Genomic DNA, 25972 nt, shown 5'->3' on the forward strand with positions numbered 1-25972 from the left:
CAGCCCCCCGTCACCGATTCACCACCCCTGGTGCATCACACAGCGCGAGCCGCATTCCTATGATGGGCGCACGACACCGCGGGCCGCTGCGACCAGGCAGTCCGATCCGGTGCACAGGCGGCGCAATGGTGGAGGGGTCGATGACTCAGGGGGCCGGTCAAGGACCCGCAGCGCGCACGGAGACGCTGCGTGACTTCCGCGTTCCCGCGTACGTCCATGACGTACCGGCGAACGCGATGACGACCGAGCCCGCCCCCGGAGCGGAGAATCCCGAGGGATTCCCGGAGGGCTACACGCCGACGGAGCGCGATCTGCCGGTCATCAGCCGCACCGATCCGGTCCCCGGCGACCTCCCGCAGCCCGCTCCCGCGACGGGCGAGGGGCCCGGCCCGCTGTTCGTCGTCGGCGATGTGCACGGCTACCTCGACGAGCTGATCGCCGCCCTCCAGGAGAAGGGCCTGATCGACGCCGAGGGCAACTGGGCGGCGGGCACCGCGCGCCTGTGGTTCCTCGGCGACTTCACCGACCGCGGGCCCGACGGCATCGGCGTCATCGACCTGGTCATGCGGCTCTCCGCCGAGGCCGCGGCCGCGGGCGGCTACTGCAAGGCGCTCATGGGCAACCACGAGCTGCTGCTGCTCGGCGCCAAGCGGTTCGGCGACACCCCCGTGCACTCCGGGGCGGGCACGGCCACCTTCCAGGCCGCCTGGCTCCTCAACGGCGGACAGAAGTACGACATGGACCGTCTTCAGGACGTCCACCTGCAATGGATGTCCCGGCTCGACGCCATCGAGATCGAGGACGACCACCTGCTGATGCACTCCGACACCCTGTCGTACCTGGACTACGGCGACTCCATCGAGGCCGTCAACGACACCATCCGCGAGACCCTCACGCGCAACGACGCGGACGAGTGCTGGGACCTGTTCCGCAAGTTCACCAAGCGGTTCGCGTTCCGGGACGAGGAGTCCGGCCCCGGCGCCGTCCGCGACCTGCTCGGCGCCTTCGGCGGCAGCCGCGTGGTGCACGGCCACAGCCCGATCCCGTACCTCCTGGGCCAGGTCGGCGGCGAGTCCGGCGGCGACGACGCCGAGGAGGGCCCCGGCCGGCCGGCCGTCGAGGGACCGCACGTGTACGCGGGCGGGCTCGCCATCGCGATGGACGGTGGTGTGACCATGGCCGGAAAACTCCTGGTCCAGCAACTGCCGATGGATATCTGACAGTTGATCGAAAGTCCGCGGTAACCGGAGGATTCCTCTGGCCACCGGGCCAATTTCCGGAAACCCCCTGTCACCGCCGGCCGTGGCAGCTCTACCATCGGCTTATCCGTAGCAGGCTCCCCTCCGTTTCTGCCCGACGGCCCGCACCCATGCGGGCCACCAAGCCCTACGGAGCATCGGGGGATGCACATGAACAGCGCTCCGCATTTGCTGAACGAGGACCGCCCCGAGTTCGAGCGGATCCTCGATGAGGCGCTGCGTACCGCACCGAACCGGCCTGAACTCGCCGCAGTGGGCCAGCGGCTCAACCCCGAACAACTGCGCACCATGGCACTCAACGCGGCGGCGTTGATCACTTCCGCGGCCGCCGGCGAGTACCAGCACTACCTGTCGGTCCGCGAGGATCTGCGTACCTCCCCGCGGCCGCGACCGCTCGACGAAGGAGGCACCTCCGGCACGATCCCGGACGACAGAGGCGGCACCCCCCTGGGTTTCGCCGCCACCGTGAGTGAGGTCGCGGAGACGACCGGACCCGGCATCGCCGCGGTCGCCGTCGTCCTCTTCCCGGTGCTCGCGGGGACGGCCGCCGCGATCTTCCTGCTGGTCGGCTACATCCTGAAAATGCTCAACCCGCCACCCGACTTCGCCGGCACGCTGCTCACGGCCGGCTGGATCTTCGGGGCGCTCGCCGCGGCGGGCATCCTCGTCGCCGCGGTGTGCCTGCTGCTGGCCGCCCTGCGCAACGGAGCGACCTCGCTCCAGGCCGGCAGCCACGGCGTGGCGAACGAGCGGGTGGAGCGCGCCAGGGAGGCCTGGGCCACGGCGCTCCTGGAGCGCGGCATCCTGCCGTTCCTGCGGGAGGCTCTCGCCGACCCGTCCGCGGGCGGCGGCACACGCGGCGCGGGCCGGACCGGCGCCACCGGCCGGATGCCCCAGCTCGGCTACAACCGGCCGGGATTCAGCAGCCCGGACGGCGGCGGCACCGCCACCGGACAGCGCGCGGGGTACTCGAGCCCGGACTTCTCCAGCCCGGACTTCGGCGGCCCCGAGCACCGGCCCGACTGACCGTCCGGCGGGCGCGGGGCCGCGACCCCGGCCCGGGGCGAGGTGCACGGGCCCCGGGCCGCGGTCGCGCGCGTCCGTACGGGTCAGTCGGCGATCGGCAGATACACGCGGTTGCCCGCCTGCGCGAACTCCTTCGACTTCTGCTCCATGCCCGCCTCGATCTCGGACCGGTCCGCCAGGGCCGTGCCGTGCTCGCGCCGGATGTCCTGGGAGATCTTCATCGAGCAGAACTTCGGACCGCACATCGAGCAGAAGTGCGCGGTCTTCGCGGGCTCGGCCGGCAGCGTCTCGTCGTGGAACTCGCGCGCCGTGTCCGGGTCGAGGGCCAGGTTGAACTGGTCCTCCCACCGGAACTCGAAGCGGGCGTCGGACAGCGCGTCGTCCCACTCCTGCGCGCCGGGGTGCCCCTTGGCGAGGTCGGCCGCGTGCGCGGCGATCTTGTAGGTGATGACGCCGGTCTTCACGTCGTCCCGGTTCGGCAGGCCCAGGTGCTCCTTGGGCGTGACGTAGCAGAGCATCGCCGTGCCCCACCAGGCGATCATCGCGGCGCCGATCCCGGACGTGATGTGGTCGTAGGCCGGGGCGACATCGGTGGTCAGCGGGCCGAGCGTGTAGAACGGCGCCTCCTCGCAGATCTCCTGCTGGAGGTCGATGTTCTCCTTGATCTTGTGCATCGGGACGTGGCCCGGACCCTCGATCATCGTCTGCACGTGGTGCCGCTTGGCGATCGTGTTCAGTTCACCGAGGGTGCGCAGCTCGGCGAACTGCGCCTCGTCGTTGGCGTCCGCGATGGAGCCGGGGCGCAGGCCGTCGCCGAGCGAGTACGTGACGTCGTAGGCGGCGAGGATCTCGCACAGCTCCTCGAAGTGCTCGTAGAGGAAGCTCTCCCTGTGGTGCGCGAGGCACCAGGCGGCCATGATCGAGCCGCCGCGCGAGACGATCCCGGTCTTGCGGTTGGCCGTCAGCGGGACGTACGGCAGGCGGACCCCGGCGTGCACGGTCATGTAGTCGACGCCCTGCTCGGCCTGTTCGACGACCGTGTCCTTGTAGATCTCCCAGGTCAGCTCCTCGGCCCGGCCGTCGACCTTTTCGAGGGCCTGGTAGAGCGGCACGGTGCCGATCGGGACGGGGGAGTTGCGCAGCACCCACTCGCGCGTGGTGTGGATGTTGCGGCCGGTGGAGAGGTCCATGACGGTGTCGGCGCCCCAGCGGGTCGCCCAGGTCATCTTCTCCACCTCCTCCTCGATGGACGAGGTGACGGCGGAGTTGCCGATGTTGGCGTTGACCTTCACCAGGAACCGCTTGCCGATGATCATCGGCTCGATCTCCGGGTGGTTCACGTTCGCGGGCAGCACGGCGCGGCCCGCGGCGATCTCCTCGCGGACGATCTCGGGCGCGACGTTCTCCCGGAGGGCCACGAACTCCATCTCCGGGGTGATCTCGCCCCGGCGTGCGTACGCGAGTTGGGTCACCGCCTGCCCGGCGCGGCCGCGGCGCGGCTGGCGCGGGCGGCCGGGGAAGACCGCGTCCAGGTTGCGCAGTCCGCCGCGCGGCGAGGTGTGCTTGATGCCGTCGTCCTCGGGGCGGACGGGGCGTCCCGCGTACTCCTCGGTGTCGCCGCGGGCAATGATCCAGTTCTCCCGCAGGGGGGCCAGCCCCCGGCGGACATCGGTGTCGACGGTCGGATCGGTGTACGGGCCCGAGGTGTCGTACAGCGTGACCGACTGCCCGTTGGTGAGATGCACCTGACGGACCGGCACCTTGAGGTCGGGGCGCGAGCCCGCGGGGCCCGTCACGTATCCCTTGTGCCAGCCGATGGACTTCCCGGCCTCCCCGGGGTTCTCACCCTGGTCGAAGGCAGGCGTGCGTGCGTCCGTTGTGGTCATGAGACCTACTCCCTACGCCGGCATTACCCGGTAACAGGTTCGGCGGTCGACGCAGCCGTCCTCATCCGCGTGTTTCACGTGAAACACGCCGTGTGATGAAGGTCAGCGCCCTCTCAGCCCGGTGCTCCGAGCTCCCGCGTGTGCAAAGGTGCCTCCACGCTAGCGCCCCTTCGGACGCGTTGAACAGAGGGCCCCCGTCGTTCTTGCGATGATCGGTCGGTGACCAGCACCCAGCAGCCGCCTCCGCCGCCCTCGCCGCCCCATGGACACGGCCCGTCCGAGGGAGGGCACGGCCACTCCCACAGTCACGGGCCGGCGGCCCCGGTCTCCCGGCACCTGCGGAAGGTCATCGCGGCGGTCCTGATCCCGTTCTCCGTGGCGGTGGTGGTGGGCCTCGCGGTGCTGTGGCCCGGCGGCGCGCCGTCCCACCAGCGCACGGGGGTCGGCTTCGACCGGCAGACGCAGCAGGCCACGGTGGCCGCCGTCGAGAAGGTCTCCTGTGCGTCCGTGAACGCCTCGGGGAACGCCCCGGCCGGTGACGCCTCCACGGCCGAGGGGTCCGCCGCGCGGCAACAGGCCCGCGGCACCTGCGAGAACGCGACGATCCGGATCAACACCGGCAAGGACAGGGGCCGTACGTTCACGGAGGTCGTCCAGCCGGACTCGCCACGGCAGTTGCGCGGGGGCCAGAAGGTGATCGTGGCCTACGCGCCGGACGCCCCGGAGAATTTGCAGTACTCGGTCACCGATGTGAATCGCAAGATCCCGATGGTGCTGCTGGCCGGGATCTTCGCCCTGGCCGTGGTGCTGGTCGGGCGGCTGCGGGGCGTCATGGCGCTGGTCGCGCTCGCGGTCAGCTTCCTGGTGCTGACGCTCTTCATCCTGCCCGCGATCCTCCAGGGCTCGAATCCCCTGGTGGTGGCGGTCGTCGGGGCCAGCGCCATCATGCTGATCGCCCTCTACATGTGCCACGGCCTGTCGGCGCGGACCTCCGTCGCCGTCCTGGGCACCCTGGTCTCCCTGGTGCTGATCGGGCTGCTGGGCTCGCTGTTCATCGGCTGGGCCGCTCTGACCGGCAACACGGACGACAACACCGGCCTGATCCACGGGCTGTATCCGGACATCGACATGAGCGGGCTGCTGCTGGCCGGCGTCATCATCGGCTCGCTCGGCGTGCTCGACGACGTGACCGTCACCCAGACGTCGGCGGTCTGGGAGCTGCACGAGGCCAACCCGTCGATGGGCTGGCGCGGCCTGTACCGCGCGGGCATCCGGATCGGCCGCGACCACATCGCGTCGGTCGTCAACACCCTGGTCCTGGCGTACGCGGGCGCTGCGCTGCCGCTGCTGCTGCTGTTCTCGATCGCGCAGAGCAGCGTGTCGGACGTGGCCAACAGCGAGCTGGTGGCCGAGGAGATCGTCCGCACGCTGGTCGGCTCGATCGGTCTGGTCGCCTCCGTGCCGGTGACGACGGCGCTGGCCGCACTGGTGGTCTCCGCCGACCGGCCGGGCCCGCAGGGCCCCGCCAGGACCGCTCCCGCACGCGGTGGCAGGGGCCGACGGCGCAAGGGGTGAGCGCGGAACCGCTCGGGTGCACCGCGCCGCTGAAGCGTGACGTCGACGGTGCGCCGGGCCGGGGGAGTCAGCCGGCGCTCTGTTCCTCGGCCAGGATCCGGTCCAGCGCCTCGTCGAGGTCCGCCTCGAAGTCGGCGAGGGCCTGTTCATGACCGAGCGGCACCAGCTTGTCGGTGCGGTCGAGGAAGGCGATGATCGGCGCGACCCCGGCCCGGAACAGCGCCTGATCGGTGCCCACCTGGAGCCGGATGTGGACCTCGCCCGGCAGCTCGGTGGTGGAACCGCTCCCCGACAGCTCGACGGGGGAGACCCGCACATCGCCGTCGCCCGTCGCGCCGTTGACCCCGTCGACGAGGAGCTCCCGGCCGAACGCCCAGGTCACGGGCGCGTCTCCGGGGAGATGGAAGGTCAGCCGCACGGCGTACGGATCGGTGGACTCGTACCGGAGCTCCACCGGGATACGGAAAGCGAGTTCCTCGGAGACGAGGAAGCTCATCATGACCTCTGCCTGAACTGCTTGGACCGACTCGCGCATCGCCTACCCCGTCAACTTGCCGTCGATTGGCCAGGAATACCCTTCCTGACACTGCTGGCATCTTGCTCAACGTACACGGGAGATCACAAGGAGTGAGTTTTCAGATGCTGATAGAGAAGGCGAGTGTCTCCACGAGCCGGCCGATCTCGCCCTGCAATCGGCGCGTGACGGGAAGCAGCTTCTCGACCTGGTGGGAGGGGAGGGAAACGGCCACGGTCGCGGCGGTGGAACCGACGGTGATCGGGAACGCCGCGCAGGCCGAGCCGAGCGCGTACTCCTGCCGTTCCACGACGGGTTCCATGCGCTCCAGCGCACCGAGTTTCCGCAGCAGGGCCCAGTGGTCACGCGGTGAGTACGGGGTGAGGGACGAGACGGGGTAGCGCTCCAGATGGTCCCTGCGGGCGTCGTCGTCGAGCTGCGAGAGCAGGCACTGGCCGACGGCGTGGGCGTGGCCGGTCTCCCGGAAGTCGGCCCACTCCTCGACGGCCGGATTGGCCGGGGTGTCGGCGACCGCGACGACCTCGATCTCGCCGTCGCGGTAGACCGCGAAATAGACCGGCACCCCGAGCGTGTCGCGCCACTGCTCCATCGCCTCGATGATCATGCTGCGACGTTTCTGCTGCGCTCCGCTGCTGCTCAGTCGCTCGGCCGCGTCGCCGAAGACGAAGACGCCCTTCTCCTTGCGGAGATATCCCTCATGGGTGAGCGTGCGCAGCAGGTGATAGGCCGTGGGCAGCGCGACACCCGCCTCCCTCGCGAGCTGCTTGGCGGGCGCCCCCTCGGCGTGCGAGGCGACCGCTTCCAGCAGGCGCATCGCCCGGCGGACCGAGCCGATGAGCGTCGTCTGCGAGGTGGCGGGTGCGGGATCAGCCGTGGCCAAGGTGTACTCCCGGTGCGCATGGGTCCCCCCGCGTACCCGGGGCTCACGGGGGCAAAGCAGTCGGATTCTGGACTTTAGCCCTTGGCCACCGCCTGATCGGGCCCGGATCCGAAACTTCCCCCGGTCGTGCGACCCGGCTCACCGGGCGGGGACGCGCCCCGGGATCACCAGTCGCTGCCCCGCGAGGACGACGAGCCCGTCAGGAACCGCCGTACGAGATAGATCAGGCCACCGACGAGCGCCGCGAACACCAGCACCTTGAAGAGCAGCCAGACCACGAAGCCGACGACGCTGGCGATCAGCCCGCCGAACACGACCAGCGCGATGACCGGCACCGCGACCCACTTCACCCACCACGGCATCCCCGCGAATATCTCTCGCATCGCCCTTGCTCCTTCTCCGTGTCCCGCTCCGGGACCCCTCCGCCGCCCCGTGCCGGGACTCTGCTGTCTTCCTGTCCTGAATGCTGGCACGCCGTGCAGGTCGGCGGGGGGCCGCGAGCCCTTGTCCTCCCCTGACCCGACCCTTAGGGAACCCCCGGGTCCGCGGTCAGCCCTCCGGAGGGGAGAAGACCACGAGCACCCTCAGATCCTCGCTGATGTGGTGGAACTTGTGGGCGACACCGGCCGGGACGTAGACCACGCTGCCCCGCCCCACCTGCGTGGTCTCCATGCCGACGGTGATCGAGGCGCGGCCGCTGACCACGAGGTAGACCTCGTCCTGCCCGTGCGGCTGCTGCGGGTCCTGCTCCCCCGCGTCCAGCGCGTAGAGCCCGACCGACATGTTCCGTTCGCGCAGGAACTGGAGATACGCGCCGTCGTTGGCCGCGCGCTCCGCCTCCAGTTCGTCCAGCCGGAATGCCTTCATCGCCCTCGCCGTCCCCACTGTCCACCCACGTCGTCAGCCGCGTCATCGGCCCCGTCTGCCACGATCAGACACATGAAGAATTTCGTAGTCAAGACGATCGCCAACGCGGGCGCCCTGGCCGTGGCGGTCTGGGTGCTCGACAAGATCACGCTGACCGGCGCCAGCACGCCGAAGAAGGTCGGCACGCTGATCGTCGTCGCCCTGATCTTCGGGCTGGTCAACTTCATCGTGAAGCCGATCGTGAAGCTGCTGACCCTCCCGCTCTTCATCCTCACGCTGGGCCTGATCACGCTGATCGTGAACGCCCTGATGCTGCTGCTGACGTCGTGGCTGGCCGGGAAGCTCGACGTCGCCTTCCACGTGGACGGGCTGTGGACCGCGATCCTCGGCGGCCTGATCATCTCGATCGTCTCCTGGGCGCTGAACCTCGTCCTGCCCGACGAGGACTGAGCCGCCGCCATGACCAGCACTCCGTTCCGCGTCTGCTTCGTCTGCACCGGCAACATCTGCCGCTCGCCCATGGCCGAGCACGTCTTCCGCCGCCATGTCGAGGAGGCGGGGCTCGACGGCCTCGTCGAGGTCGACAGCGCGGGCACCGACGGCTGGCACGAGGGCGACGGCGCCGACCCGCGCACCGTCCGCGTGCTGCGGGAGGGCGGCTACCCGAGCGCGCACACGGCCCGCCAGTTCCACGCCGACCGGTTCGACCGGCTCGACCTGGTGATCGCCCTCGACTCCGGCCACCTGCGGGCCCTGCGCCGGCTGGCCCCGACCCCGCGGGACGCGGAGAAGGTGCGGCTGCTGCGCTCCTACGACCCCGCGGCCGACGGCCCCGACGTGCCCGATCCCTACTACGGCTCCCTGGACGGTTTCGAGGAGTGCCTGAGAATGGTCGAGGCGGCGAGCGGCGGCCTGCTCGACGCGGTGCGCGAGGGCCTGGAGGGGCGGGGGACGACATGACGGAGCCGGGGCGGCCCACGGGCGGCGGGGACGGGACACGCGCGGTCAGGGCGGGGCTCCCCGAGCCGGTGAAGAACGAACCCACCCTTCCGGGGCCGGTGTTCGCCGCACACTTCCACCTGCCCGGCGATGTGTCGGGGCCCTACGCGTACGGCCGGGACGAGAACCCGACCTGGACCCATCTCGAACGGGCCGTCGGCGAGCTGGAGGCACCGGACCGGCCCGGCGTCCCCTGCCTGGCCTTCGCCTCGGGCATGGCGGCCATCTCCGCCGTCCTGTTCTCGCAGCTGCGCGCCGGTGACGCGGTGGTCCTGCCGTCCGACGGCTACCAGGTCTTCCCGCTCGTCCGCGAGCAGCTCACCGCCTACGGCATCGAGGTGCGCACCGCACCGACCGGCGGGGACGCCCAGCTCGACGTCCTGGACGGGGCGCGGCTGCTGTGGCTGGAGACGCCGTCCAATCCCGGGCTCGACGTCTGCGACATCCGCCGGCTCGCCGACGCCGCCCACGCGCGCGGGGCGCTGGTCGCCGTCGACAACACCCTCGCCACCCCGCTCGGGCAGCGCCCGCTGGAGCTCGGCGCGGACTTCTCCGTGGCCAGCGCCACCAAGCAGCTCACCGGCCACGGGGACCTGCTCCTGGGCTACGTCGCCTGCGCGGACGCCGGGGCGGCGGCCTCGGTACGGCGCTGGCGCAAGATCGTCGGGGCGATCCCCGGGCCGATGGAGGCCTGGCTCGCCCACCGGTCGCTGGCCACGCTGGAGCTGCGGGTGGCCCGGCAGAACGCCAACGCGCTGGCGGTGGCCCGGGCGCTGCGCGGGCGCGTCACGAATCTGCGCCATCCCGGGCTGTCCGACGACCCGGCGCACGCCGTCGCCGCCCGGCAGATGCGGCGCTTCGGCTGCGTCGTCTCCTTCGAACTGCCCTCGCGCGAGCGGGCCGAGCGCTTCCTCGCCGCCCTGCGCCTGGTCGACGAGGCCACGAGCTTCGGCGGCGTCCGCTCGACCGCGGAGCGCCGCGGCCGCTGGGGCGGGGACGCCGTCACCGAGGGCTTCATCCGCTTCTCCGCGGGCGCCGAGGACACCGAGGATCTGGTGGCGGACGTGCTGCGCGCGCTGGCGGAGACGGCGGACTGACCTCGCCGGTCCCGCGCCGGGCTCCGCGCGTCTAGTACCGGGCTACGTACAACGAACGGTCCGAGCCTCCCCCCTCGTGGCTCGGACCGTCCTCGGTTCTGCGTGCGAAGAACCGCGCAAACAAGGCTAGTTGACTCTGTGTCAGTGTCCAATCACCCTAGCGACAGAAACCTATCGACATATTTATAGTTGAGCGCGATCCGGCGGCTGGGAGGGAAGGGGTACCGCCATGGATATCGCCCTGCTGCGCACCTTCGTGACCGTTCACCGCGCCGGGTCCTTCACCCGGGCCGCCGCGCTGCTCGGCCTCTCCCAGCCGGCCGTGACCTCTCAGATACGCACGCTGGAGCGGCAGTTGGGGCGCCCGCTGTTCCTGCGGCGGGCGCGCGGGGTGACGCCCACGACGATCGGCGACGAACTGGCGCACAAGGCGGCGCCGCACCTCGACGCGCTGGTGGAGATCACGGAGACCGGGCTCGACGAGGAGTCCAGCGTCCGCACCCTGCACCTCGCGGGCCCGCCGGAGTTCACCGCGGAGCGCGCGCTCCCCGCCCTGACCGCGCTGACCAGGGACGACGGCCAGAGCATCGCCCTGCGGGCCTCGTTCGGCACGGCCGAGGAGACCTTGGAGGGGCTCGCTGCCGGACACCACGATCTGGCCATCACGACCGTCCGCCCGCGCGGCACCCTGCTCACGGCGACCCCGCTCTGCGACGAGGAGCACGTGCTGGTCGCCGCGCCGCGCTGGGCCGCCCGGATCGGCTCCGGCAAGCTGCACCGGGACGCGGCGCCCTCGCTGGAGCGGTTCCCGGTGGTCGAGGTGCACGAATCGCTGCCGCTGGTCACCCGGTACTGGACGGCCGTCTTCGACTCCCGGCCCGCCGTCGCCGGGACGGTCGTCGTCTCCGATCTGCGGGCGGTGCTGTCCTGCGTGATCGCGGGCGCCGGGCTGGCCGTCCTCCCGCGCTACCTGTGCGACGCGGCACTGGACCGGGGCGAGATCGTCGCCCTGCTCGATCCGCCGGTGCCGCCGCTGCGCACCTATTTCCTGGCCGTGCGCACCGGCACATTCGCCCTGCCGCACATCGCGCGGGCGCACGAATGGCTGCTGCGCGCTGCCGTGGACTGGTCGTGAGCGGGGCGCCGAACGGTGCGGAATGTTTCACGTGGAACCAACCGGGCCACATTTCTCCCATGACCGTCCGACCCGTGGTCAAGCGCACCGCACGCGCCGTTCTGCTCGACGGCGACGACCTCATCCTGATCAAGCGGACCAAACCCGGCGTGGATCCGTACTGGCTGACCCCCGGCGGCGGGGTGGAGCCCGAGGACGCCACCGTCGTGGACGCCCTGCACCGCGAGGTGCACGAAGAACTCGGCGCCAAGGTGGTCGACGTCGTGCCCTGCTTCGTGGACACCATCGAGCACATCGGCGAGGACGCCGACACCACCGGGGTGAAGGTCCAGCACTTCTTCGTCTGCCGCCTGGAGTCCATGGACCTCAGCCAGCGGCACGGCCCCGAGATCGACGAGCCCTGCGGCGAGTACGAGATCGTGCGGGTGCCGTTCACGCGTGTCGGCATCGCCTCGGTCCATCTGGTGCCGCTCTCCCTGCGGCACTTCCTGGACGGCAACATCGAGGGCGTGCGGGCGATGCACGCACCCGATCTGGGCTGAGGCCGCCGCACGTCTGGGCCCACGCCGTCGTAGGTCTGGGCCCACGCCGTCGTAGGTCTGGGCCCACGCCGTCGTACGTCTGGGCCCACGCCGTCGTACGTCTGGGCCCACGCCGTCGTACGGACGTCAGGTCGCCGCCGCGACCAGGTCCTCCAGGGAGTCGTGGCGGATGCGGTCGCCGGGGATGCCGGCGGAGCGCAGGGCGTCGACACCGCTGCGGATCATGCCGGGCGGCCCGGACAGATAGGCGTCGTACTCGTTCCAGGGGCCGTACTCGCGGACCGCGTCCGGCAGGTGGAGATGCGCCTGCTGGTCGACGATCGGGCGGACCGACAGCCAGTGGTGGCTCTGCTGGAGCCGGAGCATGGTGTCGATGTCGTACAGGTCGTGGTCGGTGCGGGCCCCGTAGAACACCTCGACGGGGCGCCGTCTTCCGTGTTCCGCGACATCCTCGACCAGCGCCTTGATGGGGGCGATGCCGGTGCCGCCGCCCAGGCAGAGCAGGCCGCTGTCGGTGTTGTGGTCGACCGTCATGGAGCCGGCGGGCGGGCCGAGCCGCAGGACGTCGCCGGGGCGGGCGCGGTGCACCAGCGCGTTCGAGACCCAGCCGGCCGGGACCGCCTTCACGTGGAAGGAGAGCAGCCCGTCGGAGCGGGGCGCCGACGCGAACGAGTAGTGCCGCCAGATCCGCGGCCACCACGGTGTCTCCAGCGTCGTGTACTGCCCGGCGAGGAACGGGTAGGGCTGGTCCGGCCGGACGGTCACGACGGCGATGTCGGGGGTGCGCAGATCGTGGGCGACGACCTCGGCGAGCCACCAGGCGGGGGCCTTCGCCTCGTCCTCGGCCGCCGCGTCGATCATCACCTGGGAGATCGTCGTGTAGGTGCGGACCCAGGCGGCCTCGGTCTCGGCGGACCAGCTGTTCCGCGCGTACTGGGTGAGCGCCGCGATGAGGCACTCGCCGACGGCCGGGTAGTGCGCGGCGTGCGTGCCGTACTTGCGGTGGCCGCGGCCGAGGTTCTTCAGGTACGGGACCAGGACGAGCTTGTTGTCGACGTGCTCGGCGGCGGTCAGCAGCGCCCGCAGGAGCCGGTCGCGCTGGGTGTCCATCGCGGCGGGGAACAGCGGACGCAGCTCCGGGTGGCGCACGAAGAGCAGGGCGTAGAAGTACGAGGTGACCTGGTCGGCGACCGGGCCGACCTCCTCCATGGTGCGGCGCACGAGGATCGCGTCCGGGGAGGCGTGGTCCCGCAGCGAGCGCGGGGGGCGGGGCTCCGCGACAGGGCCGACGTGGGCGGTGGTGGGACCGGAAGGGCCGGCGACGGGCGCGGCGGGGTCCACCGGGACCTCGGGCGCCGCGGGCGCCTCGGGCGCCGCGGGGGCCTGAACGGCCTCGGCGGCCGCAGTGGTCTCGGTGGCCGCGGGCGGCGGCTCGCGGCGGGTGCGGGGCTCGGGTATCCGGCCCTCGTCCGTCGGCTGTCCGCCGATCTCCGGATCCGGGGTCCTGCGCGGCGTGAACCAGCCGCCCCCGCCGTCCGAACCGGAATCGGCCGACGTAGTGGTCGGAGCGTCCATGCTGTGCCTCGCCTCGAACATCTTTCGGTCGGTCTACGAACTTCCCTGCTCCTCGGTGCTCTCCCGAGCACGACGCGAGCGGAAGCCTTGCGGTTTCCCCCGTGTGGTTCGACTAGTCAATGCGGCCCACATTGAACACTGCATTTCGACCCGCTACGGACAAGTAAGGCAACAATGTGACATTGTCCGCAGTCCCCTCTTCGCAGCCTGCCACCCGCTGTCATTGCGCGGAGCGCAAAGCGGAAAGCGCAGGTCTTCGATCTTTCCGTCCGGTTAGGCTGCGTCGGCCTGCGTACACCGCGGCCTGCCGTTCCCACGGCGGCCCGTGCGGTGCGGACAGGAACCGGAGTCGACCCTACCGGCAGCCGTCAAGACCCCCGCATCTCCCGTCGCCACTACCGTCGCCACTCCCGTTCCACGGGATCTCGCGGGCAATGCAATTGCCTCAATTCCCGGCCGAGCCGCACGAATTCCTCCCTCTTCCGCCCTCTTCCGCAGATCACTCCCCGTGCGAGAGGGAAGGCGCACTTCGCACCACGGGGGCGCCGGTCGATCTTCCTTGTGACATGTCGCCCGACGTCCGTTTCACGTGAAACCTCGGCGCGGTCCCCGGTGACCGCGCCGGTCCGGTGCCCGCCACGACGTGGCCGAAAGCACCACATCACTGCGGGCAAAGCGGTGGACGGCACGGGGCCGAGTCCGACAGCCTGACCTGCGTGTCGACACCTTCCCTCGCCGATCTGCCCATGCGCCGTCTCACGCGCGCGGACCTCTCCGCCTGCGCCGATCTCTCGGAGGACCGGGGCTGGCCCCGCGAAGAACACAAATGGGGCCTGCTGCTGAGCGCCGGCACCGGCTACGGCATCGACGACCCCGACGGCGGACTCGCCGCCGCCTGCGTGGTGACCTCGTACGGGCCCGGCGAGCGGCCCGAACTCGAAGCGATCGGCATGGTCCTGGTCGCCGCACGCCATGCCCGGCAGGGGGTCGGCAGGCGCCTGATGCGTGCCGTCGTCGAACAGGCGGGCTCGACTCCGCTCACCCTGCACGCGACACCGAACGGCCGGCCCCTCTACGAGGAGCTGGGGTTCAAGGTCACCGGCCGGGCCGAGATGCTGCGCGGCCGGTTCGTCGCCGAGGACACCGCCCCGGGCATCGCCACGCGCCCGGCCACCGCGGAGGACCTCGCGGCGATCCTGCGCCTGGACGCGGAGGTGTTCGGCCCGGACCGCACGCACGTCATCGCCCGGCTGCCGGCCTTCTCGGACCAGCTGCGCGTGGCGGAGGAGGGCGGCCGGCTCATCGGCTACGCGGGGCTCTGGCCCAACATGGAGACCCATGTCGTCGGCCCGCTCATCGCGCGCGACACCGAGACCGCGAAGGCCCTGGTCACCGCGCTCGCGGCGGGCACCGACCGGCCGCTGCGCACCGACGTCGACGTACGCCATGAGGAGCTGCTCACCTGGCTGAAGCAGCGCGGCCTCGAAGGGGTCGCGTTCAACGCGGTGATGAACCACGGCGCGCCGGACCTGCCCGGCGACTGGACCCGCCGGTTCGCTCCGCTGACGGTGGCGGCGGGCTAGCGGACGAAGGCACCGGCCCGCTACTTGCATGCGCCGATTATTTGCATACGCTGGCAATCGCGGGCCATCGACTACTCTGGTACGCAGCCACTCCGGGACGGAGGATCCACCAGTCATGACCGCCACAGACCCCGCACTCACCGCTCTCGCCCAGGGCTGGTGCGCGCTGTCCCTGCTGCACGGGCGGATCGAGACGCACATCGAGCGGGCCCTTCAGGCCGGACACGGCCTGAGCGTGCGCGAGTACTCCCTGCTCGACGTCCTGAGCCGGCAGCACGACGGCGACGGTGGACACCTCCAGATGAAGCAGGTCGCCGACGCCGTCGTCCTCAGCCAGAGCGCGACGACCCGGCTCGTCACCCGCCTGGAGGACCGGGGCCTGCTCCAGCGCTACCTGTGCCCCACCGACCGGCGCGGCATCTACACCAACGTCTCCGAGGACGGCCTGCGACTCCTGGAAGCGGCCCGCCCGACCAACCAGGCCGCTTTGCGCGAGGCCCTCGACACCGCGGCCACGGATCCCGAGCTCGCGCCGCTGGTCCGGGCCGTCGAGGAACTACGGGTCCCCGCCCAGCCCTAGGCTGCCGCCATGGGAGATCTTGAAATACGAGCGGCCGAGGCCGAGGACGTGGCCGCGATCGTGGCGATGCTGGCGGACGACCCGCTGGGCGCGCGGCGCGAGACACCGGACGACCTCGCGCCCTACCTGGCCGCGCACGCCCGGCTCGCCGCCGACCCGAACCAGCACCTGGTCGTCGCCGTCCGCGACGGCCGGGTCGTCGGCACCCTTCAGCTCACCGTCATCCCCGGGCTGTCCCGGCAGGGTGCCGTCCGCTCGATCATCGAGGCGGTGCGCATCCACGCCACCGAGCGGGGCAACGGGCTCGGTACGCAGCTCATCGGCTGGGCCGTCGACGAGTCCCGACGCCAGGGGTGCCAGTTGGTGCAGCTGACCTCCGACGCCACCCGCACCGACGCCCACCGCTTCTACGAGCGGCTCGGCTTCACGCCTTCCCACGTGGGATTCAAGCTCCAGCTCTGACGGTGCCGACGGCGGGCGCGGGTGCCGCCGAGGGGCTGTTTCACGTGAAACAGCCCCTCGCTGCCGAGCCCGCCCAGCCCGCTCAGCCCGCTCAGCCCGCTCAGCCGGGAAGCCCCCGCCACCCGTCCGGGTCCACCCCACCGGGCACCGGCGCCCCCGCGTCGTACGGCTCGCGCGTGAAGACGAACGAGCCGAGGTCCAGGTGGCTCACCGTCCCGTCGGGCCGCCGCACGGCCCGCAGCGGCTCCCCCGCGTAATAGCCGTCGAGCCCGGTCCACGTCCCGTCGCCGTTCGCCCGGAACCGCGAGCGCCGTCCCCCGCCCGACACCGGGCCGAGATCGACCGCGCCGTCCGCCGCCAGGCGCAGCGCCACGATCTGCGTGCCCCAGTACCAGGGGCCGGTCAGCTCCAGGACCGCCGGATCGACCTCGCGCAGCGGACGCCACGGCGCGGGGATGCGCGGCTCGGCGTCGGCGACGATGCCCAGCAGGTCCGCGGCGACCGTCCCCGAGGCGATGCCCGTCGTGGAGTTGGCCAGGACGACGGAGGCGAGCCCTTCCTCCTCGCTCACCCACAGAGCCGCCACGAACCCGGGCAGCGACCCGGTGTGCCCGGCGAGGATCCGGCCGTCCTTGCGCACGAGCTGCATGCCGAGGCCGTACGACGTCTCCCAGTCGCCGGGCAGCGTCGGGGCCGCGGGGGTGCGCATCTCCCGGACGGAGTCCGCGCTCAGCACTCGGTCGTCGCCCGTGCGGAGGAAGCCCGCGAAGACGGCGAGGTCCCGTGCCGTGGACCAGAGCTGACCGGCCGGGGCCATCAGCCCGAGGTCCTCGCTCGGCTCCGGCAGCAGCACATCGGCGTAGGGGTGCACGGCCCAGCCACCGGCGTGCGGCATCTGCGGCTGGGCACCGGTGCGGGTCAGCCCGAGCGGATCCAGCACCTCGCCGCGCAGGGCCTCCTCCCAGCCGACCCCGCGCACGGCCTCCACCAGGGAGCCCAGCAGCGTGTAGCCGGGATTCGAGTAGTGGTGGCGCCGCCCGACGGGATGCCGGAACGGCTGCTCGCCGAGGACGTCGGCCAGGGTCGGGCGCAGCGCGGCGGCCGACCGCTCCCACCACTCACCCGGCGTCTCGGCCGCCAACCCGCCGGTGTGCGAGAGGAGTTCGGCGATGGTGACGTCCCCGGCGCCGGTGCCGGGCAGGTGCTTCTCCAGCGGGTCGCCCAGGTCGAGCAGCCCCTCGTCCCGCAGCCGCAGCACCAGCACGGCGGTGAACGTCTTGGTGATCGACCCGATCCGGTACTGGACGTGCTCGTCGGGCCCGTGTCCGTCCACCGAGGTGCGCGCTCCGGTCCACACCACCTCCCCGTCCCGGGCCACCGCGGCGACCAGGGACGGCGCCCGCCCCTCGCTCTGCGCGACGGCGACGCGGTGCAGGAGGCTGCGTCGGGTACCGGGCAGCAGCTCTTCCGCGGAGTCGGCGAGCTCGGAGAACTCCGTGGGCGCGGGGAGGTCGGTGAGTTCGGAGAGGTCGGAGAGGTCGGAGCGTTCCGTGGGTGACGTCATGGGCCCAGTCCACCGTGCGCTTCGCCCCACGTCGAGCCGATTTCGCCGCCGGCAGACGCCACGGACCAGCCGGAACCACTCGTCCTGGCGAGGCGTCAGCACCCAGAACCGCCTGCTTGTCCTAGCGAGGCGTCAGCACACAGAACTCGTGGCCGTCGGGGTCGGCCAGCACCACCCGGCCGGCCTCGCCCCGGCCGGCGTCGACGCGCGTCGCCCCCAGCGAGACGAGCCGGTCGACCTCCGCGGCCGGGTCGGTGCCGGGCGGCGGAGCGAGGTCGAAGTGCAGACGGTCCTTCCCCGTCCTCGGCATCAGGGGCGGGCCGCCCCACGTGAGCTTGGGCCCGCCGTGCGGGGACCGGATCGCGGTCTCCTCGTCCTGGTCCCACACCAGGGGCCAGTCCAGCGCCCGGCTCCAGAAGTACCCGGCCGCCTGGGAACCGTCGCCGGCCAGCGCCCCGATGAACCCGCACTCGGCGAGGAAGCTGTTGCCCGGCTCGATGACACAGAACTCGTTGCCCTCGGGGTCGCCGAGCACCACGTGCCCCTCCTCCGGGCGTTGACCGATGTCGAGGTGTTGGGCGCCGAGCGCGAGGGCCCTCTCCACCACCTGCTTCTGGTCGTCCAGGGAGGTGCTGGTGAGGTCGAAGTGCATGTGGTTCTGGCTGGTCTTCGGCTCCTGGGCGGCCACGAAGCGCAGCCGGAACCCGGTTTCGTCACCGGGCCGCAGCGTGACGCCGCCGCCGGATTGCTCGTCGGGCTCCTCGCGGAGGTCCCAGCGGAGGAACTCCGCCCAGAACCGTGCGAGGCGGAGCGGGTCGAGCGCGTCGAAACAGAGGGCGTGCAGGCGGGCAGGCATCGGCGGATCTCCCGGGCAGGGGCGGGCACGTGTGTAGGAGCCTGCCCAGTCGGCGTCCCATGGTCAAGAGCCGCCGGACCGGGGGCCGTTCCGCGTTCGCGTGTCCCTTTCCCAGCGAGCTTGGAGCCGGGCGGACACTCGTGCCCGCGCTGCTCAGGCCCATTGTTGTGCGCCGGCCACGACTTCGCGCCACCCGCCGCATCGTCGCTGCCCGGACCGGTACCCCGATTGTGGAGTTGCTCGGCCGGGCGGACCCCCTGGTAACCCGCTGAGCCAGGCGGTGCTGGGCGCTCCAGCTCACGAATGCGGGAGCTTCGGGCACCTCAGTCAGTATCGGTTGAAGCCAGCACGAGCAGTCGTCGGCGGTCTGGAGTGAGAGCGGCGAGACCGACATCCCAGGCCACCTGCTCGAACCACGTCGTCTTGGCCTCGAAGCCGTACCAGGTGCAGTCCGCTGCCCGGGCTTCCACCTCTGCGAAGGGAGCGCCTTCCGGGCATCCACCCAGAGCGGCGAAGGACCGCCAGGCCGCCAACCGGCCGTAAGCACCGCGGGATCCGGAGTTGTACGCCCCGCCGGTGGATGCTGCCGCGAAGAGCACTCGCCATACCTGGGCCGCTGACTGGACCGCGACGGACAGGGGGGCCTTCTTCCCCACGCCTCGCAGACAATCCAGCCCCAGAGCCAGGAGCGCGTTCGTGACCGAGGCGGTGTCCAGAGGTGCGGCGAGGTCGAAAGCTCTCGCCTCGATACGCCCGTTGGACTCTTCGGCCCAGCTCGCCACGGCCGCGGCCATGGCAGTGCCGACCGCCTCTGTCGTCACATCCACCCACGATGGGACGTCCGTGTGGGCGATCACCGCCGGTTTGCTGCTCTTGGACGGTTCGTACGGCATCGAGTGACTGCTGCCACGGGTGCTGTAGCTCGGTAGATCGAGAGATGCTTCGACATCGGACAGTGCCATGGGCAGCCAACGCAGCGGGTGATGACTCCAATGCGGCGACGCCGCCCACCCCGCGATCGCCGGGATTTCCTCCACGACTACACCCCTGAGAACCAGTTCGTGGACCAGACAGGCTCGAAGCTCCTCCGAAGCACGGCCTGTGAACGCCACGCTCAGGTCCGTGGCCTCGTGACCGGAAGCCAGCAGCGAGGCAGCGTAGCGGTCCAGTTTCCTGCTGGTGTCCGCCGTCGATGAGGCCAACCGCACTGCTTGGGTGGCGTTCTCAGAACCGCCTGTGGTGGCCAGCAGCCGAAGCACATGGTCGAAGACACTGCTGTACTGCCACATCTGCTCCCTGGCCCCGTACGTCTTGGCGAGAGCGATACCGAGGTCTGCGGCGGAGACAGCGTCCCCTTGCGCGACCCACCCGTCGGCCACAGCCCACACGCCAGCGACGTTTTCGAGATCCGGCAGCTCCGTCACGATCTTCTGTATCTGATCAACCACGCCCCTGAGCCTAGGGATCCGACAGCCCTGCCTCACTTCATTAAGCCGGCCAGGGTGACCGCCGGGCTCACCCAAGGGCCGATCAGGGGACACGGCGACGCGGAAAGGGACACGCCGGCGCGGAACCTACAAGGCACCCTCAGGTCTGCGCCATGTCCACGAAGCGCGAGTAGTGGCCCTGGAACGCGACGGTGATCGTGGCCGTCGGGCCGTTACGGTGCTTGCCGACGATGATGTCGGCCTCGCCCGCGCGCGGCGACTCCTTCTCGTAGGCGTCCTCGCGGTGCAGCAGGATGACCATGTCGGCGTCCTGCTCGATGGAGCCGGACTCACGCAGGTCGGAGACCATCGGCTTCTTGTCGGTGCGCTGTTCGGGGCCACGGTTCAGCTGCGAGAGCGCGATCACCGGGACCTCCAGCTCCTTGGCCAGCAGCTTCAGGTTTCGAGACATGTCCGAGACCTCCTGCTGACGGCTCTCGGAGCGCTTCGAGCCACCGGCCTGCATCAGTTGCAGATAGTCGATGATCACGAGCCGGATGTCGTTGCGCTGCTTCAGGCGGCGGCACTTCGCCCGGATCTCCATCATCGACAGGTTCGGGGAGTCGTCGATGTAGAGCGGTGCGGCCGACACCTCGGGCATCCGGCGCGCGAGCCGCGTCCAGTCCTCGTCCGTCATCGTGCCCGAGCGCATGTGGTGCAGTGCCACGCGCGCCTCGGCGGACAGCAGACGCATCGCGATCTCGTTGCGCCCCATCTCGAGGGAGAAGATGACGCTGGGCAGGTTGTTCTTGATGGACGCCGCCCGTGCGAAGTCCAGCGCCAGCGTCGACTTGCCCATGGCGGGGCGGGCCGCGATGACGATCATCTGGCCCGGGTGCAGACCGTTGGTGAGCGAGTCGAAGTCGGTGAACCCGGTCGGCACACCGGTCATCTCGCCGCTGCGCGAGCCGATCGCCTCGATCTCGTCGAGCGCGCCCTCCATGATGTCGCCGAGCGGGAGGTAGTCCTCGCTGGTGCGCTGCTCGGTGACGGCGTAGATCTCGGCCTGCGCCCTGTTGACGATCTCGTCGACGTCGTCGTCGGCCGCGTATCCCATCTGCGTGATGCGCGTCCCCGCTTCGACGAGCCGGCGCAGGACGGCACGCTCGTGGACGATCTCCGCGTAGTACTCGGCGTTCGCCGCCGTCGGAACCGTCTGGACGAGGGTGTGCAGATACGATGCGCCGCCGACCTTGTTGATCTCGCCGCGCTTGGTCAGCTCGGCGGCGATGGTGATCGGGTCGGCCGGCTCGCCCTTGGCGTAGACGTCGAGGATCGCCTGGAAGATCGTTTCGTGGGCGGGCTTGTAGAAGTCGGCGCCCTTGAGGACCTCGACCACGTCCGCGATCGCGTCCTTGGACAGCAGCATGCCGCCGAGCACGGACTGCTCGGCGTCGAGATCCTGCGGCGGAACGCGCTCGAACGTGGCGGGACCGTCGTCCCAGCCGCTGTCCTCGCGGCCCCGCTCGTGCTGGTCGCCCTGCCGGCCACCACCGCCCCGGCGCTCCCGGGAAGGGGGCAGGCGATCGCTGGGACCGCTGTCGGCCCAGGGGTCGTCCAACGGCTCGGAGATACTCACCGGGCCACCTCCTCCCGTCCGCCGAGCGGACCTCGCCGTGCCCGTCATTCCTACGGCACGACACTGACAAATAAAGGGGCCCGAGTCCGGTTCTGACGCGTCGGATATGTGCAGGTTTCCGAGGTCGGCGGACACAGTGGGCGCCGCTCCACCGTAGGCGCCTCCGCACCGTCAGCCAATCTGGTTATCCACAGGCTCTGTGGAAGACGGCGCTCTCTCTGTGGAGAACTGGGGAAATCCTGTGCACGACCCGGTGGACAGCCCTGTGAACAAGCCCTCAGCCATTCCTGCGCAACCCATCTGACCTGCCCTTATCCCGTCCACCGGCTGTGCAGGAGAAAAACTTTCCCAGTCGGCCCAAGATCTCCGCACAGGGCGTTCGACACCGTACGAGAGCGGGCACCAAGTAAGGGTCTTAATGGCATTGCATCTCTTACCTGTGGAAGATTAGATTGGTGCCCATGACACAGGCTCCCGTGACGCCCAAAGCCGCCAGACGACGGCACGACCGAGAGATCGTGGCTCTCGCCGTTCCGGCCTTCGGCGCACTCGTCGCGGAGCCGCTCTTCCTCATGGCCGACAGCGCCATCGTCGGCCACCTCGGCACCTCCCAGCTGGCGGGGCTCGCCGTCGCCTCGGCCCTGCTGACCACGGCGGTCAGCATCTTCGTCTTCCTCGCCTACGCCACCACCGCGGCCGTCGCCCGGCGGGTCGGCGCGGGCGACACCCGGGCCGCGATCCAGCAGGGCATGGACGGCATCTGGCTCGCGCTCCTCCTGGGCGCCGCCGTCGTCGCGGTCGTGCTGCCCACCGCACCGGGCCTGATCGGCCTCTTCGGCGCCTCGGACACCGCGGCCCCGTACGCCACCACCTACCTGCGCATCTCCACCCTCGGCATCCCCGCGATGCTCGTGGTCCTCGCCGCGACCGGCGTCCTGCGCGGACTCCAGAACACCAGGACCCCGCTGTACGTGGCCGTCGCCGGGTTCGTCGCCAACGGCGTGCTCAACCTCGCCCTGGTCTACGGCGCCGGACTCGGCATCGCGGGATCCGCCTGGGGCACGGTCATCGCACAGTTCGGCATGGCGGCGATCTATCTGATCGTGGTCGTCCGGGGCGCCCGCCGGCACGGCGCCTCGCTCCGCCCCGACCTGCCCGGCATCCGCGCCTGCGCCCAGGCAGGCACCCCGCTGCTGGTCCGCACCCTCGCCCTCCGCGCGGTCCTGATGATCGCCACGGCGGTCGCGGCCCGGCTCGGTGACGCCGACGTCGCCGCCCACCAGATCATCCTGTCCCTCTGGAGCCTGCTGGCCTTCGCCCTCGACGCCATCGCGATCGCGGGTCAGGCGATCATCGGCCGCTATCTGGGAGCGGACGACGCCGAGGGAGCCCGCGACGTCTGCCGTCGCATGGTGCAGTGGGGCATCACGGCCGGAGTCGTCCTGGGCGTCCTGGTGGTCGCCACGCGCCCGCTCTTCGTCCCCCTGTTCACGAGCGACCAGGTCGTCCAGGACGCGGCGCTGCCCGCTCTCATCGTGGTCGCGCTCTCCCAGCCCGTCTGCGGCATCGTCTTCGTGCTCGACGGAGTCCTCATGGGCGCGGGCGACGGACCGTACCTCGCCTGGGCCATGCTGATCACCCTGGCGGTCTTCACCCCGGTCGCCCTCCTGGTCCCCGTCCTGGGCGGAGGGCTCACGGCCGTCTGGGCGGCGATGACGCTGATGATGGCGGTCCGGATGGTGACCCTCTGGATGCGCTACCGCTCCGGCCGCTGGGCCGTCACCGGCGCGATCCGCTGACGGCACGGACGCCCGCCGCGAGCACCGTCTCCCCGAAAGCCGACCACCCGAACACCCGAAATTTGACCGCCGCGGCCCACCGGATCGCCGTTTCACGTGAAACGGCGAGACCTCGCGCTCCGGCCCGCCGTCCCGGCACACCCCTGGCACCACGACACGCAGATGGGGCCCGCACCCCGAAGGGTGCGGGCCCCACAACTGGCTTCAGCGCTGCTCAGGGCAGTGCTCAGGCAGCGACGACCTCGACGTTGACCTTGACGGACACCTCGGGGTGCAGACGCACGGTCGCCTCGTGGGCGCCCAGCGTCTTGATCGCCGAGCCCAGCTCGACACGGCGCTTGTCGACCTTCGGGCCACCCGCGGACTCGATCGCCGAAGCGACGTCGGCCTGGGTGACGGAACCGAAGAGACGACCGGCGTCGCCGGAGCGGACGGCCAGACGGACCTTGACGGACTCGAGCTTGGCCTTGACCTCGTTGGCCTGCTCGATCGTCGCGATCTCGTGGATCTTGCGGGCGCGGCGGATCTGCGCCACGTCCTGCTCGCCACCCTTGGTCCAGCGGATCGCGAAACCACGCGGGACCAGGTAGTTGCGGGCGTACCCGTCCTTGACGTCGACGACGTCGCCGGCGGTGCCGAGGCCGGAGACCTCGTGGGTCAGGATGATCTTCATTTTTCGGTCACCCTTCCCTTATCGCGCGGTGGACGTGTAGGGCAGCAGCGCCATCTCACGGCTGTTCTTGACGGCCGTGGCGACGTCACGCTGGTGCTGCGTGCAGTTGCCGGTCACGCGGCGGGCACGGATCTTGCCGCGGTCGGAAATGAACTTCCGCAGCATGTTCGTGTCCTTGTAGTCCACGTACGTGACCTTGTCCTTGCAGAAAGCGCAGACCTTCTTCTTAGGCTTGCGCACAGGCGGCTTCGCCATGGTGTTTCTCCTGTGTGATCAAGAAGTGTGGGTGCGAGCCCGGCCCCGGAGGGCGCGTCCCTAGAAGGGGGGCTCGTCCGAGTAGCCGCCGCCGGAGCCGCCGGAGCTTCCGCCCCAGCCGCCACCGCCGCCGCCCTGCTGGCCGCCGCCCGCGGGCGAGCCGGTCGCCCAGGGGTCGTCGGCGGGAGCACCGCCGCCGCCACCCTGCTGCTGACCGCCGCCGGAGCCACCGCCCCAGCTGCCGCCCTGCTGGCCGCCGCCACCGCCGCCGCCGTAGCCGCCCTGGCCACCGCGACCGCCGCCACCGCCACTGGTCTTGGTGACCTTGGCCGTGGCGCTGCGCAGGCTGGCGCCGACCTCGTCGACGTCCAGCTCGTAGACCGTGCGCTTGACGCCCTCACGGTCCTCGTAGGACCGCTGCTTCAGCCGGCCCTGCACGATCACGCGCATGCCTCGCTGGAGCGACTCCGCGACGTTCTCCGCCGCCTGACGCCAGACCGAGCAGGTCAGGAACAGGCTCTCGCCGTCCTTCCACTCATTGGTCTGCCGGTCGAAGGTGCGGGGAGTGGACGCGACACGGAACTTCGCGACCGCCGCACCGGAGGGGGTGAAGCGCAGCTCGGGATCGTCGACAAGATTGCCGACGACCGTGATGACGGTCTCGCCTGCCATGGGGTACCTCTCGGCGGGTTTGCTGCGGACTGCTTGCTGCTACTCGAATCCCGAGTGGCTGAACCGGGAGGTTCAGTGGGTCTCGGGGCGGAGGACCTTGGTCCGGAGGACCGACTCGTTCAGGTTCATCTGGCGGTCGAGCTCCTTGACGATCGCGGGCTCAGCCTGCAGATCGATGACCGAGTAGATGCCCTCGGGCTTCTTCTTGATCTCGTACGAGAGACGACGACGGCCCCAGGTGTCGACCTTCTCGACCTTTCCGTTGCCCTCACGGACGACGGAGAGGAAGTTCTCGATCAGGGGGGCGACAGCGCGCTCCTCCAGATCGGGGTCGAGGATGACCATCACCTCGTAGTGACGCATGTGGAACCCACCTCCTTTGGACTCAGCGGCCACGGTCGTTCCGTGGCAGGAGGGTTGTTTATGCGTGAGCAACCGTATCGGCCACCACTGACAATCGGCCCTCCGAGGGAGAACCGCGCAGTTCAGTGGGTATCAGTCCCTGGACGGGACGTGGGCAGACACTGATGCAGACGGTACAGACTACCCGCACCCCGGCTTCCGGTTGAAATCCGACAGGGTTCGACCGCAGTCTGTACACATCGGGTGTGTACGGCGCTACCATGCGCCGCCTTCCGCAGGAGGTGCCCTATGGCACAAGCAATGCGACCCACCAGCACGAGCGCCGGCTCCCTCTTCGCCAGCGACGGCAAGGCCCATCCGCTCCCCGACACCCTGCTCTACGTGACCGCGGTGCTCGGCCTGATCGCGCTCATCACCTCGATCTGGAGCAACCTCCATCTCCTCAGTTCCTGGACCGGGCTCGTCGGGATCTTCACCGGCGCCTACGGCCAGTACGTCTCGGCGACCACCAGGGAGCGGTTCGGCCTGATCCTCGGGCTGGGGGCGTCGGCCGTCGGCTTCTTCATCGGCATGGCCCACGGCGGCCTCTTCGGCGGGGTCATCGGCTGAGCCCGCCGCTTCGCGCGGACTTACTCCGACACGGCCAGTCGGGGCGCTCACGGGGCACAGTAGGCTTCGGCGCGAGAGCCGGAGCCCCTGTATCCATGGGGACACACCAGCCCG

At 70.6% G+C, this 25972-nt stretch carries 27 protein-coding genes and 1 riboswitch; of the genes, 13 read left to right on the forward strand and 14 right to left on the reverse strand.

All coding sequences use genetic code 11. The annotated features are described in order from the left end of the window. Positions 1-140: 140 nt before the first annotated feature. Positions 141-1220 (forward strand): metallophosphoesterase family protein, encoded by a 1080-nt coding sequence (locus tag ACIP5K_RS11735; protein ID WP_401408043.1) that lies wholly within the window; start codon positions 141-143, stop codon positions 1218-1220. 183 nt (positions 1221-1403) lie between these two features. After that, entirely contained in the window at positions 1404-2285 is an 882-nt protein-coding gene (locus ACIP5K_RS11740; protein WP_401408045.1) for a hypothetical protein, read from the forward strand. 83 nt (positions 2286-2368) lie between these two features. Here ACIP5K_RS11740 and thiC read toward each other — a convergent pair whose 3' ends face one another. Beyond that, a complete protein-coding gene (gene thiC / locus ACIP5K_RS11745) occupies positions 2369-4171 on the reverse strand; it encodes a phosphomethylpyrimidine synthase ThiC (protein ID WP_401408047.1) in 1803 nt (600 codons plus the stop codon). After that, a riboswitch (TPP riboswitch) is annotated at positions 4164-4319 on the reverse strand. It overlaps the preceding gene by 8 nt. Positions 4320-4390: 71 nt before the next feature. Here thiC and ACIP5K_RS11750 point away from each other — a divergent pair. Beyond that, a complete protein-coding gene (locus ACIP5K_RS11750; RefSeq protein ID WP_401408049.1) occupies positions 4391-5746 on the forward strand; it encodes a YibE/F family protein in 1356 nt (451 codons plus the stop codon). A gap of 67 nt (positions 5747-5813) precedes the next feature. Here ACIP5K_RS11750 and ACIP5K_RS11755 read toward each other — a convergent pair whose 3' ends face one another. From ACIP5K_RS11755 to ACIP5K_RS11770, 4 genes are all read right to left on the reverse strand, one after another. After that, a complete protein-coding gene (locus ACIP5K_RS11755) occupies positions 5814-6281 on the reverse strand; it encodes an SsgA family sporulation/cell division regulator (RefSeq protein ID WP_401408051.1) in 468 nt (155 codons plus the stop codon). A 100-nt stretch (positions 6282-6381) separates the two neighbouring features. After that, positions 6382-7161, reverse strand: coding sequence for an IclR family transcriptional regulator (locus ACIP5K_RS11760; RefSeq protein WP_401408053.1), 780 nt, complete (start codon positions 7159-7161; stop codon positions 6382-6384). 164 nt (positions 7162-7325) lie between these two features. After that, positions 7326-7544, reverse strand: a complete 219-nt coding sequence (locus tag ACIP5K_RS11765; RefSeq protein WP_401408055.1) for a DUF5326 family protein — start codon at positions 7542-7544, stop codon at positions 7326-7328. Between the two features lie 166 nt (positions 7545-7710). Next, complete coding sequence (locus tag ACIP5K_RS11770; protein ID WP_401408057.1) at positions 7711-8028, reverse strand: cupin domain-containing protein; 318 nt, start codon at positions 8026-8028, stop codon at positions 7711-7713. A 72-nt stretch (positions 8029-8100) separates the two neighbouring features. On the opposite strand from ACIP5K_RS11770, the gene ACIP5K_RS11775 reads away from it, so the two are divergent. From ACIP5K_RS11775 to ACIP5K_RS11795, 5 genes are all read left to right on the forward strand, one after another. Beyond that, complete coding sequence (locus ACIP5K_RS11775; RefSeq protein ID WP_401408059.1) at positions 8101-8478, forward strand: phage holin family protein; 378 nt, start codon at positions 8101-8103, stop codon at positions 8476-8478. Between the two features lie 9 nt (positions 8479-8487). Next, positions 8488-8988, forward strand: a complete 501-nt coding sequence (locus tag ACIP5K_RS11780) for a low molecular weight protein-tyrosine-phosphatase (RefSeq protein WP_401408061.1) — start codon at positions 8488-8490, stop codon at positions 8986-8988. Continuing rightward, positions 8985-10124, forward strand: a complete 1140-nt coding sequence (locus ACIP5K_RS11785) for a cystathionine gamma-lyase (RefSeq protein WP_401408063.1) — start codon at positions 8985-8987, stop codon at positions 10122-10124. The genes ACIP5K_RS11780 and ACIP5K_RS11785 overlap by 4 nt, the downstream gene beginning before the upstream one ends. A gap of 229 nt (positions 10125-10353) precedes the next feature. Next, positions 10354-11259, forward strand: coding sequence for a LysR family transcriptional regulator (locus tag ACIP5K_RS11790; protein WP_401408065.1), 906 nt, complete (start codon positions 10354-10356; stop codon positions 11257-11259). Positions 11260-11318: 59 nt separating this feature from the next. Then, positions 11319-11801 carry an NUDIX domain-containing protein gene (locus tag ACIP5K_RS11795; RefSeq protein WP_401408067.1) on the forward strand — a complete coding sequence of 161 codons (483 nt, stop codon included), beginning with the start codon at positions 11319-11321 and terminating at the stop codon, positions 11799-11801. A 126-nt stretch (positions 11802-11927) separates the two neighbouring features. Here the strand turns inward: ACIP5K_RS11795 and ACIP5K_RS11800 are convergent, their stop codons facing one another. Next, on the reverse strand, positions 11928-13397 hold the full coding sequence (locus tag ACIP5K_RS11800) for a globin domain-containing protein (protein WP_401408069.1): 1470 nt from the start codon (positions 13395-13397) through the stop codon (positions 11928-11930). Between the two features lie 695 nt (positions 13398-14092). Here ACIP5K_RS11800 and ACIP5K_RS11805 point away from each other — a divergent pair. The 3 genes from ACIP5K_RS11805 (at position 14093) to ACIP5K_RS11815 (ending at position 16001) form a co-directional block, all read left to right on the forward strand. Then, positions 14093-14959 carry a GNAT family N-acetyltransferase gene (locus ACIP5K_RS11805; RefSeq protein ID WP_401408071.1) on the forward strand — a complete coding sequence of 289 codons (867 nt, stop codon included), beginning with the start codon at positions 14093-14095 and terminating at the stop codon, positions 14957-14959. A gap of 115 nt (positions 14960-15074) precedes the next feature. Next, positions 15075-15539 carry a MarR family winged helix-turn-helix transcriptional regulator gene (locus tag ACIP5K_RS11810; RefSeq protein WP_401408073.1) on the forward strand — a complete coding sequence of 155 codons (465 nt, stop codon included), beginning with the start codon at positions 15075-15077 and terminating at the stop codon, positions 15537-15539. A 9-nt stretch (positions 15540-15548) separates the two neighbouring features. Continuing rightward, on the forward strand, positions 15549-16001 hold the full coding sequence (locus ACIP5K_RS11815) for a GNAT family N-acetyltransferase (protein WP_401408075.1): 453 nt from the start codon (positions 15549-15551) through the stop codon (positions 15999-16001). 100 nt (positions 16002-16101) lie between these two features. Here the strand turns inward: ACIP5K_RS11815 and ACIP5K_RS11820 are convergent, their stop codons facing one another. The 4 genes from ACIP5K_RS11820 to dnaB all read right to left on the reverse strand — a co-directional run bounded on the left by ACIP5K_RS11820 (position 16102) and on the right by dnaB (position 21487). Further along, positions 16102-17565: a serine hydrolase domain-containing protein gene (locus ACIP5K_RS11820; protein ID WP_401408077.1), complete on the reverse strand. Its 1464-nt coding sequence runs from the start codon at positions 17563-17565 to the stop codon at positions 16102-16104. Between the two features lie 121 nt (positions 17566-17686). Next, positions 17687-18421, reverse strand: coding sequence for a VOC family protein (locus ACIP5K_RS11825; protein ID WP_401408079.1), 735 nt, complete (start codon positions 18419-18421; stop codon positions 17687-17689). A gap of 323 nt (positions 18422-18744) precedes the next feature. After that, positions 18745-19869: a DUF6183 family protein gene (locus ACIP5K_RS11830; protein WP_401408081.1), complete on the reverse strand. Its 1125-nt coding sequence runs from the start codon at positions 19867-19869 to the stop codon at positions 18745-18747. A gap of 139 nt (positions 19870-20008) precedes the next feature. Next, on the reverse strand, positions 20009-21487 hold the full coding sequence (gene dnaB, locus ACIP5K_RS11835; RefSeq protein WP_401408083.1) for a replicative DNA helicase: 1479 nt from the start codon (positions 21485-21487) through the stop codon (positions 20009-20011). A gap of 461 nt (positions 21488-21948) precedes the next feature. On the opposite strand from dnaB, the gene ACIP5K_RS11840 reads away from it, so the two are divergent. Beyond that, the gene (locus ACIP5K_RS11840) at positions 21949-23286 is read left to right on the forward strand and encodes an MATE family efflux transporter (RefSeq protein ID WP_401408085.1); all 1338 of its coding nucleotides are present in this window, start codon (positions 21949-21951) and stop codon (positions 23284-23286) included. A 226-nt stretch (positions 23287-23512) separates the two neighbouring features. Here the strand turns inward: ACIP5K_RS11840 and rplI are convergent, their stop codons facing one another. The 4 genes from rplI to rpsF all read right to left on the reverse strand — a co-directional run bounded on the left by rplI (position 23513) and on the right by rpsF (position 25249). Then, positions 23513-23959 carry a 50S ribosomal protein L9 gene (rplI, locus tag ACIP5K_RS11845; RefSeq protein ID WP_401408087.1) on the reverse strand — a complete coding sequence of 149 codons (447 nt, stop codon included), beginning with the start codon at positions 23957-23959 and terminating at the stop codon, positions 23513-23515. An 18-nt stretch (positions 23960-23977) separates the two neighbouring features. After that, positions 23978-24214: a 30S ribosomal protein S18 gene (gene rpsR / locus ACIP5K_RS11850; protein WP_003949403.1), complete on the reverse strand. Its 237-nt coding sequence runs from the start codon at positions 24212-24214 to the stop codon at positions 23978-23980. A gap of 60 nt (positions 24215-24274) precedes the next feature. Next, entirely contained in the window at positions 24275-24886 is a 612-nt protein-coding gene (locus ACIP5K_RS11855) for a single-stranded DNA-binding protein (protein WP_401408089.1), read from the reverse strand. Positions 24887-24958: 72 nt separating this feature from the next. Continuing rightward, positions 24959-25249 carry a 30S ribosomal protein S6 gene (gene rpsF, locus ACIP5K_RS11860; RefSeq protein ID WP_010353482.1) on the reverse strand — a complete coding sequence of 97 codons (291 nt, stop codon included), beginning with the start codon at positions 25247-25249 and terminating at the stop codon, positions 24959-24961. Between the two features lie 288 nt (positions 25250-25537). On the opposite strand from rpsF, the gene ACIP5K_RS11865 reads away from it, so the two are divergent. Continuing rightward, the gene (locus tag ACIP5K_RS11865) at positions 25538-25858 is read left to right on the forward strand and encodes a hypothetical protein (protein WP_401408091.1); all 321 of its coding nucleotides are present in this window, start codon (positions 25538-25540) and stop codon (positions 25856-25858) included. Positions 25859-25972 lie beyond the last annotated feature (114 nt).

The sequence above is a fragment of the Streptomyces sp. NPDC088785 genome, assembly GCF_044750685.1.
GTDB lineage: Bacteria > Actinomycetota > Actinomycetes > Streptomycetales > Streptomycetaceae > Streptomyces.

What these genes read in the sequence shown, in the direction of transcription:
- ACIP5K_RS11735 (WP_401408043.1), top strand. Translation starts at nt 141, where the DNA reads ATGACTCAGGGGGCCGGTCAAGGACCCGCAGCGCGCACGGAGACGCTG.
- ACIP5K_RS11740 (WP_401408045.1), top strand. Translation starts at nt 1,404, where the DNA reads ATGCACATGAACAGCGCTCCGCATTTGCTGAACGAGGACCGCCCCGAG.
- thiC (WP_401408047.1), bottom strand. Translation starts at nt 4,171, where the DNA reads ATGACCACAACGGACGCACGCACGCCTGCCTTCGACCAGGGTGAGAAC.
- ACIP5K_RS11755 (WP_401408051.1), bottom strand. Translation starts at nt 6,281, where the DNA reads ATGCGCGAGTCGGTCCAAGCAGTTCAGGCAGAGGTCATGATGAGCTTC.
- ACIP5K_RS11765 (WP_401408055.1), bottom strand. Translation starts at nt 7,544, where the DNA reads ATGCGAGAGATATTCGCGGGGATGCCGTGGTGGGTGAAGTGGGTCGCG.
- ACIP5K_RS11770 (WP_401408057.1), bottom strand. Translation starts at nt 8,028, where the DNA reads ATGAAGGCATTCCGGCTGGACGAACTGGAGGCGGAGCGCGCGGCCAAC.
- ACIP5K_RS11775 (WP_401408059.1), top strand. Translation starts at nt 8,101, where the DNA reads ATGAAGAATTTCGTAGTCAAGACGATCGCCAACGCGGGCGCCCTGGCC.
- ACIP5K_RS11780 (WP_401408061.1), top strand. Translation starts at nt 8,488, where the DNA reads ATGACCAGCACTCCGTTCCGCGTCTGCTTCGTCTGCACCGGCAACATC.
- ACIP5K_RS11785 (WP_401408063.1), top strand. Translation starts at nt 8,985, where the DNA reads ATGACGGAGCCGGGGCGGCCCACGGGCGGCGGGGACGGGACACGCGCG.
- ACIP5K_RS11790 (WP_401408065.1), top strand. Translation starts at nt 10,354, where the DNA reads ATGGATATCGCCCTGCTGCGCACCTTCGTGACCGTTCACCGCGCCGGG.
- ACIP5K_RS11795 (WP_401408067.1), top strand. Translation starts at nt 11,319, where the DNA reads ATGACCGTCCGACCCGTGGTCAAGCGCACCGCACGCGCCGTTCTGCTC.
- ACIP5K_RS11800 (WP_401408069.1), bottom strand. Translation starts at nt 13,397, where the DNA reads ATGTTCGAGGCGAGGCACAGCATGGACGCTCCGACCACTACGTCGGCC.
- ACIP5K_RS11810 (WP_401408073.1), top strand. Translation starts at nt 15,075, where the DNA reads ATGACCGCCACAGACCCCGCACTCACCGCTCTCGCCCAGGGCTGGTGC.
- ACIP5K_RS11815 (WP_401408075.1), top strand. Translation starts at nt 15,549, where the DNA reads ATGGGAGATCTTGAAATACGAGCGGCCGAGGCCGAGGACGTGGCCGCG.
- ACIP5K_RS11820 (WP_401408077.1), bottom strand. Translation starts at nt 17,565, where the DNA reads ATGACGTCACCCACGGAACGCTCCGACCTCTCCGACCTCTCCGAACTC.
- ACIP5K_RS11825 (WP_401408079.1), bottom strand. Translation starts at nt 18,421, where the DNA reads ATGCCTGCCCGCCTGCACGCCCTCTGTTTCGACGCGCTCGACCCGCTC.
- ACIP5K_RS11840 (WP_401408085.1), top strand. Translation starts at nt 21,949, where the DNA reads ATGACACAGGCTCCCGTGACGCCCAAAGCCGCCAGACGACGGCACGAC.
- rplI (WP_401408087.1), bottom strand. Translation starts at nt 23,959, where the DNA reads ATGAAGATCATCCTGACCCACGAGGTCTCCGGCCTCGGCACCGCCGGC.
- rpsR (WP_003949403.1), bottom strand. Translation starts at nt 24,214, where the DNA reads ATGGCGAAGCCGCCTGTGCGCAAGCCTAAGAAGAAGGTCTGCGCTTTC.
- ACIP5K_RS11855 (WP_401408089.1), bottom strand. Translation starts at nt 24,886, where the DNA reads ATGGCAGGCGAGACCGTCATCACGGTCGTCGGCAATCTTGTCGACGAT.
- rpsF (WP_010353482.1), bottom strand. Translation starts at nt 25,249, where the DNA reads ATGCGTCACTACGAGGTGATGGTCATCCTCGACCCCGATCTGGAGGAG.
- ACIP5K_RS11865 (WP_401408091.1), top strand. Translation starts at nt 25,538, where the DNA reads ATGGCACAAGCAATGCGACCCACCAGCACGAGCGCCGGCTCCCTCTTC.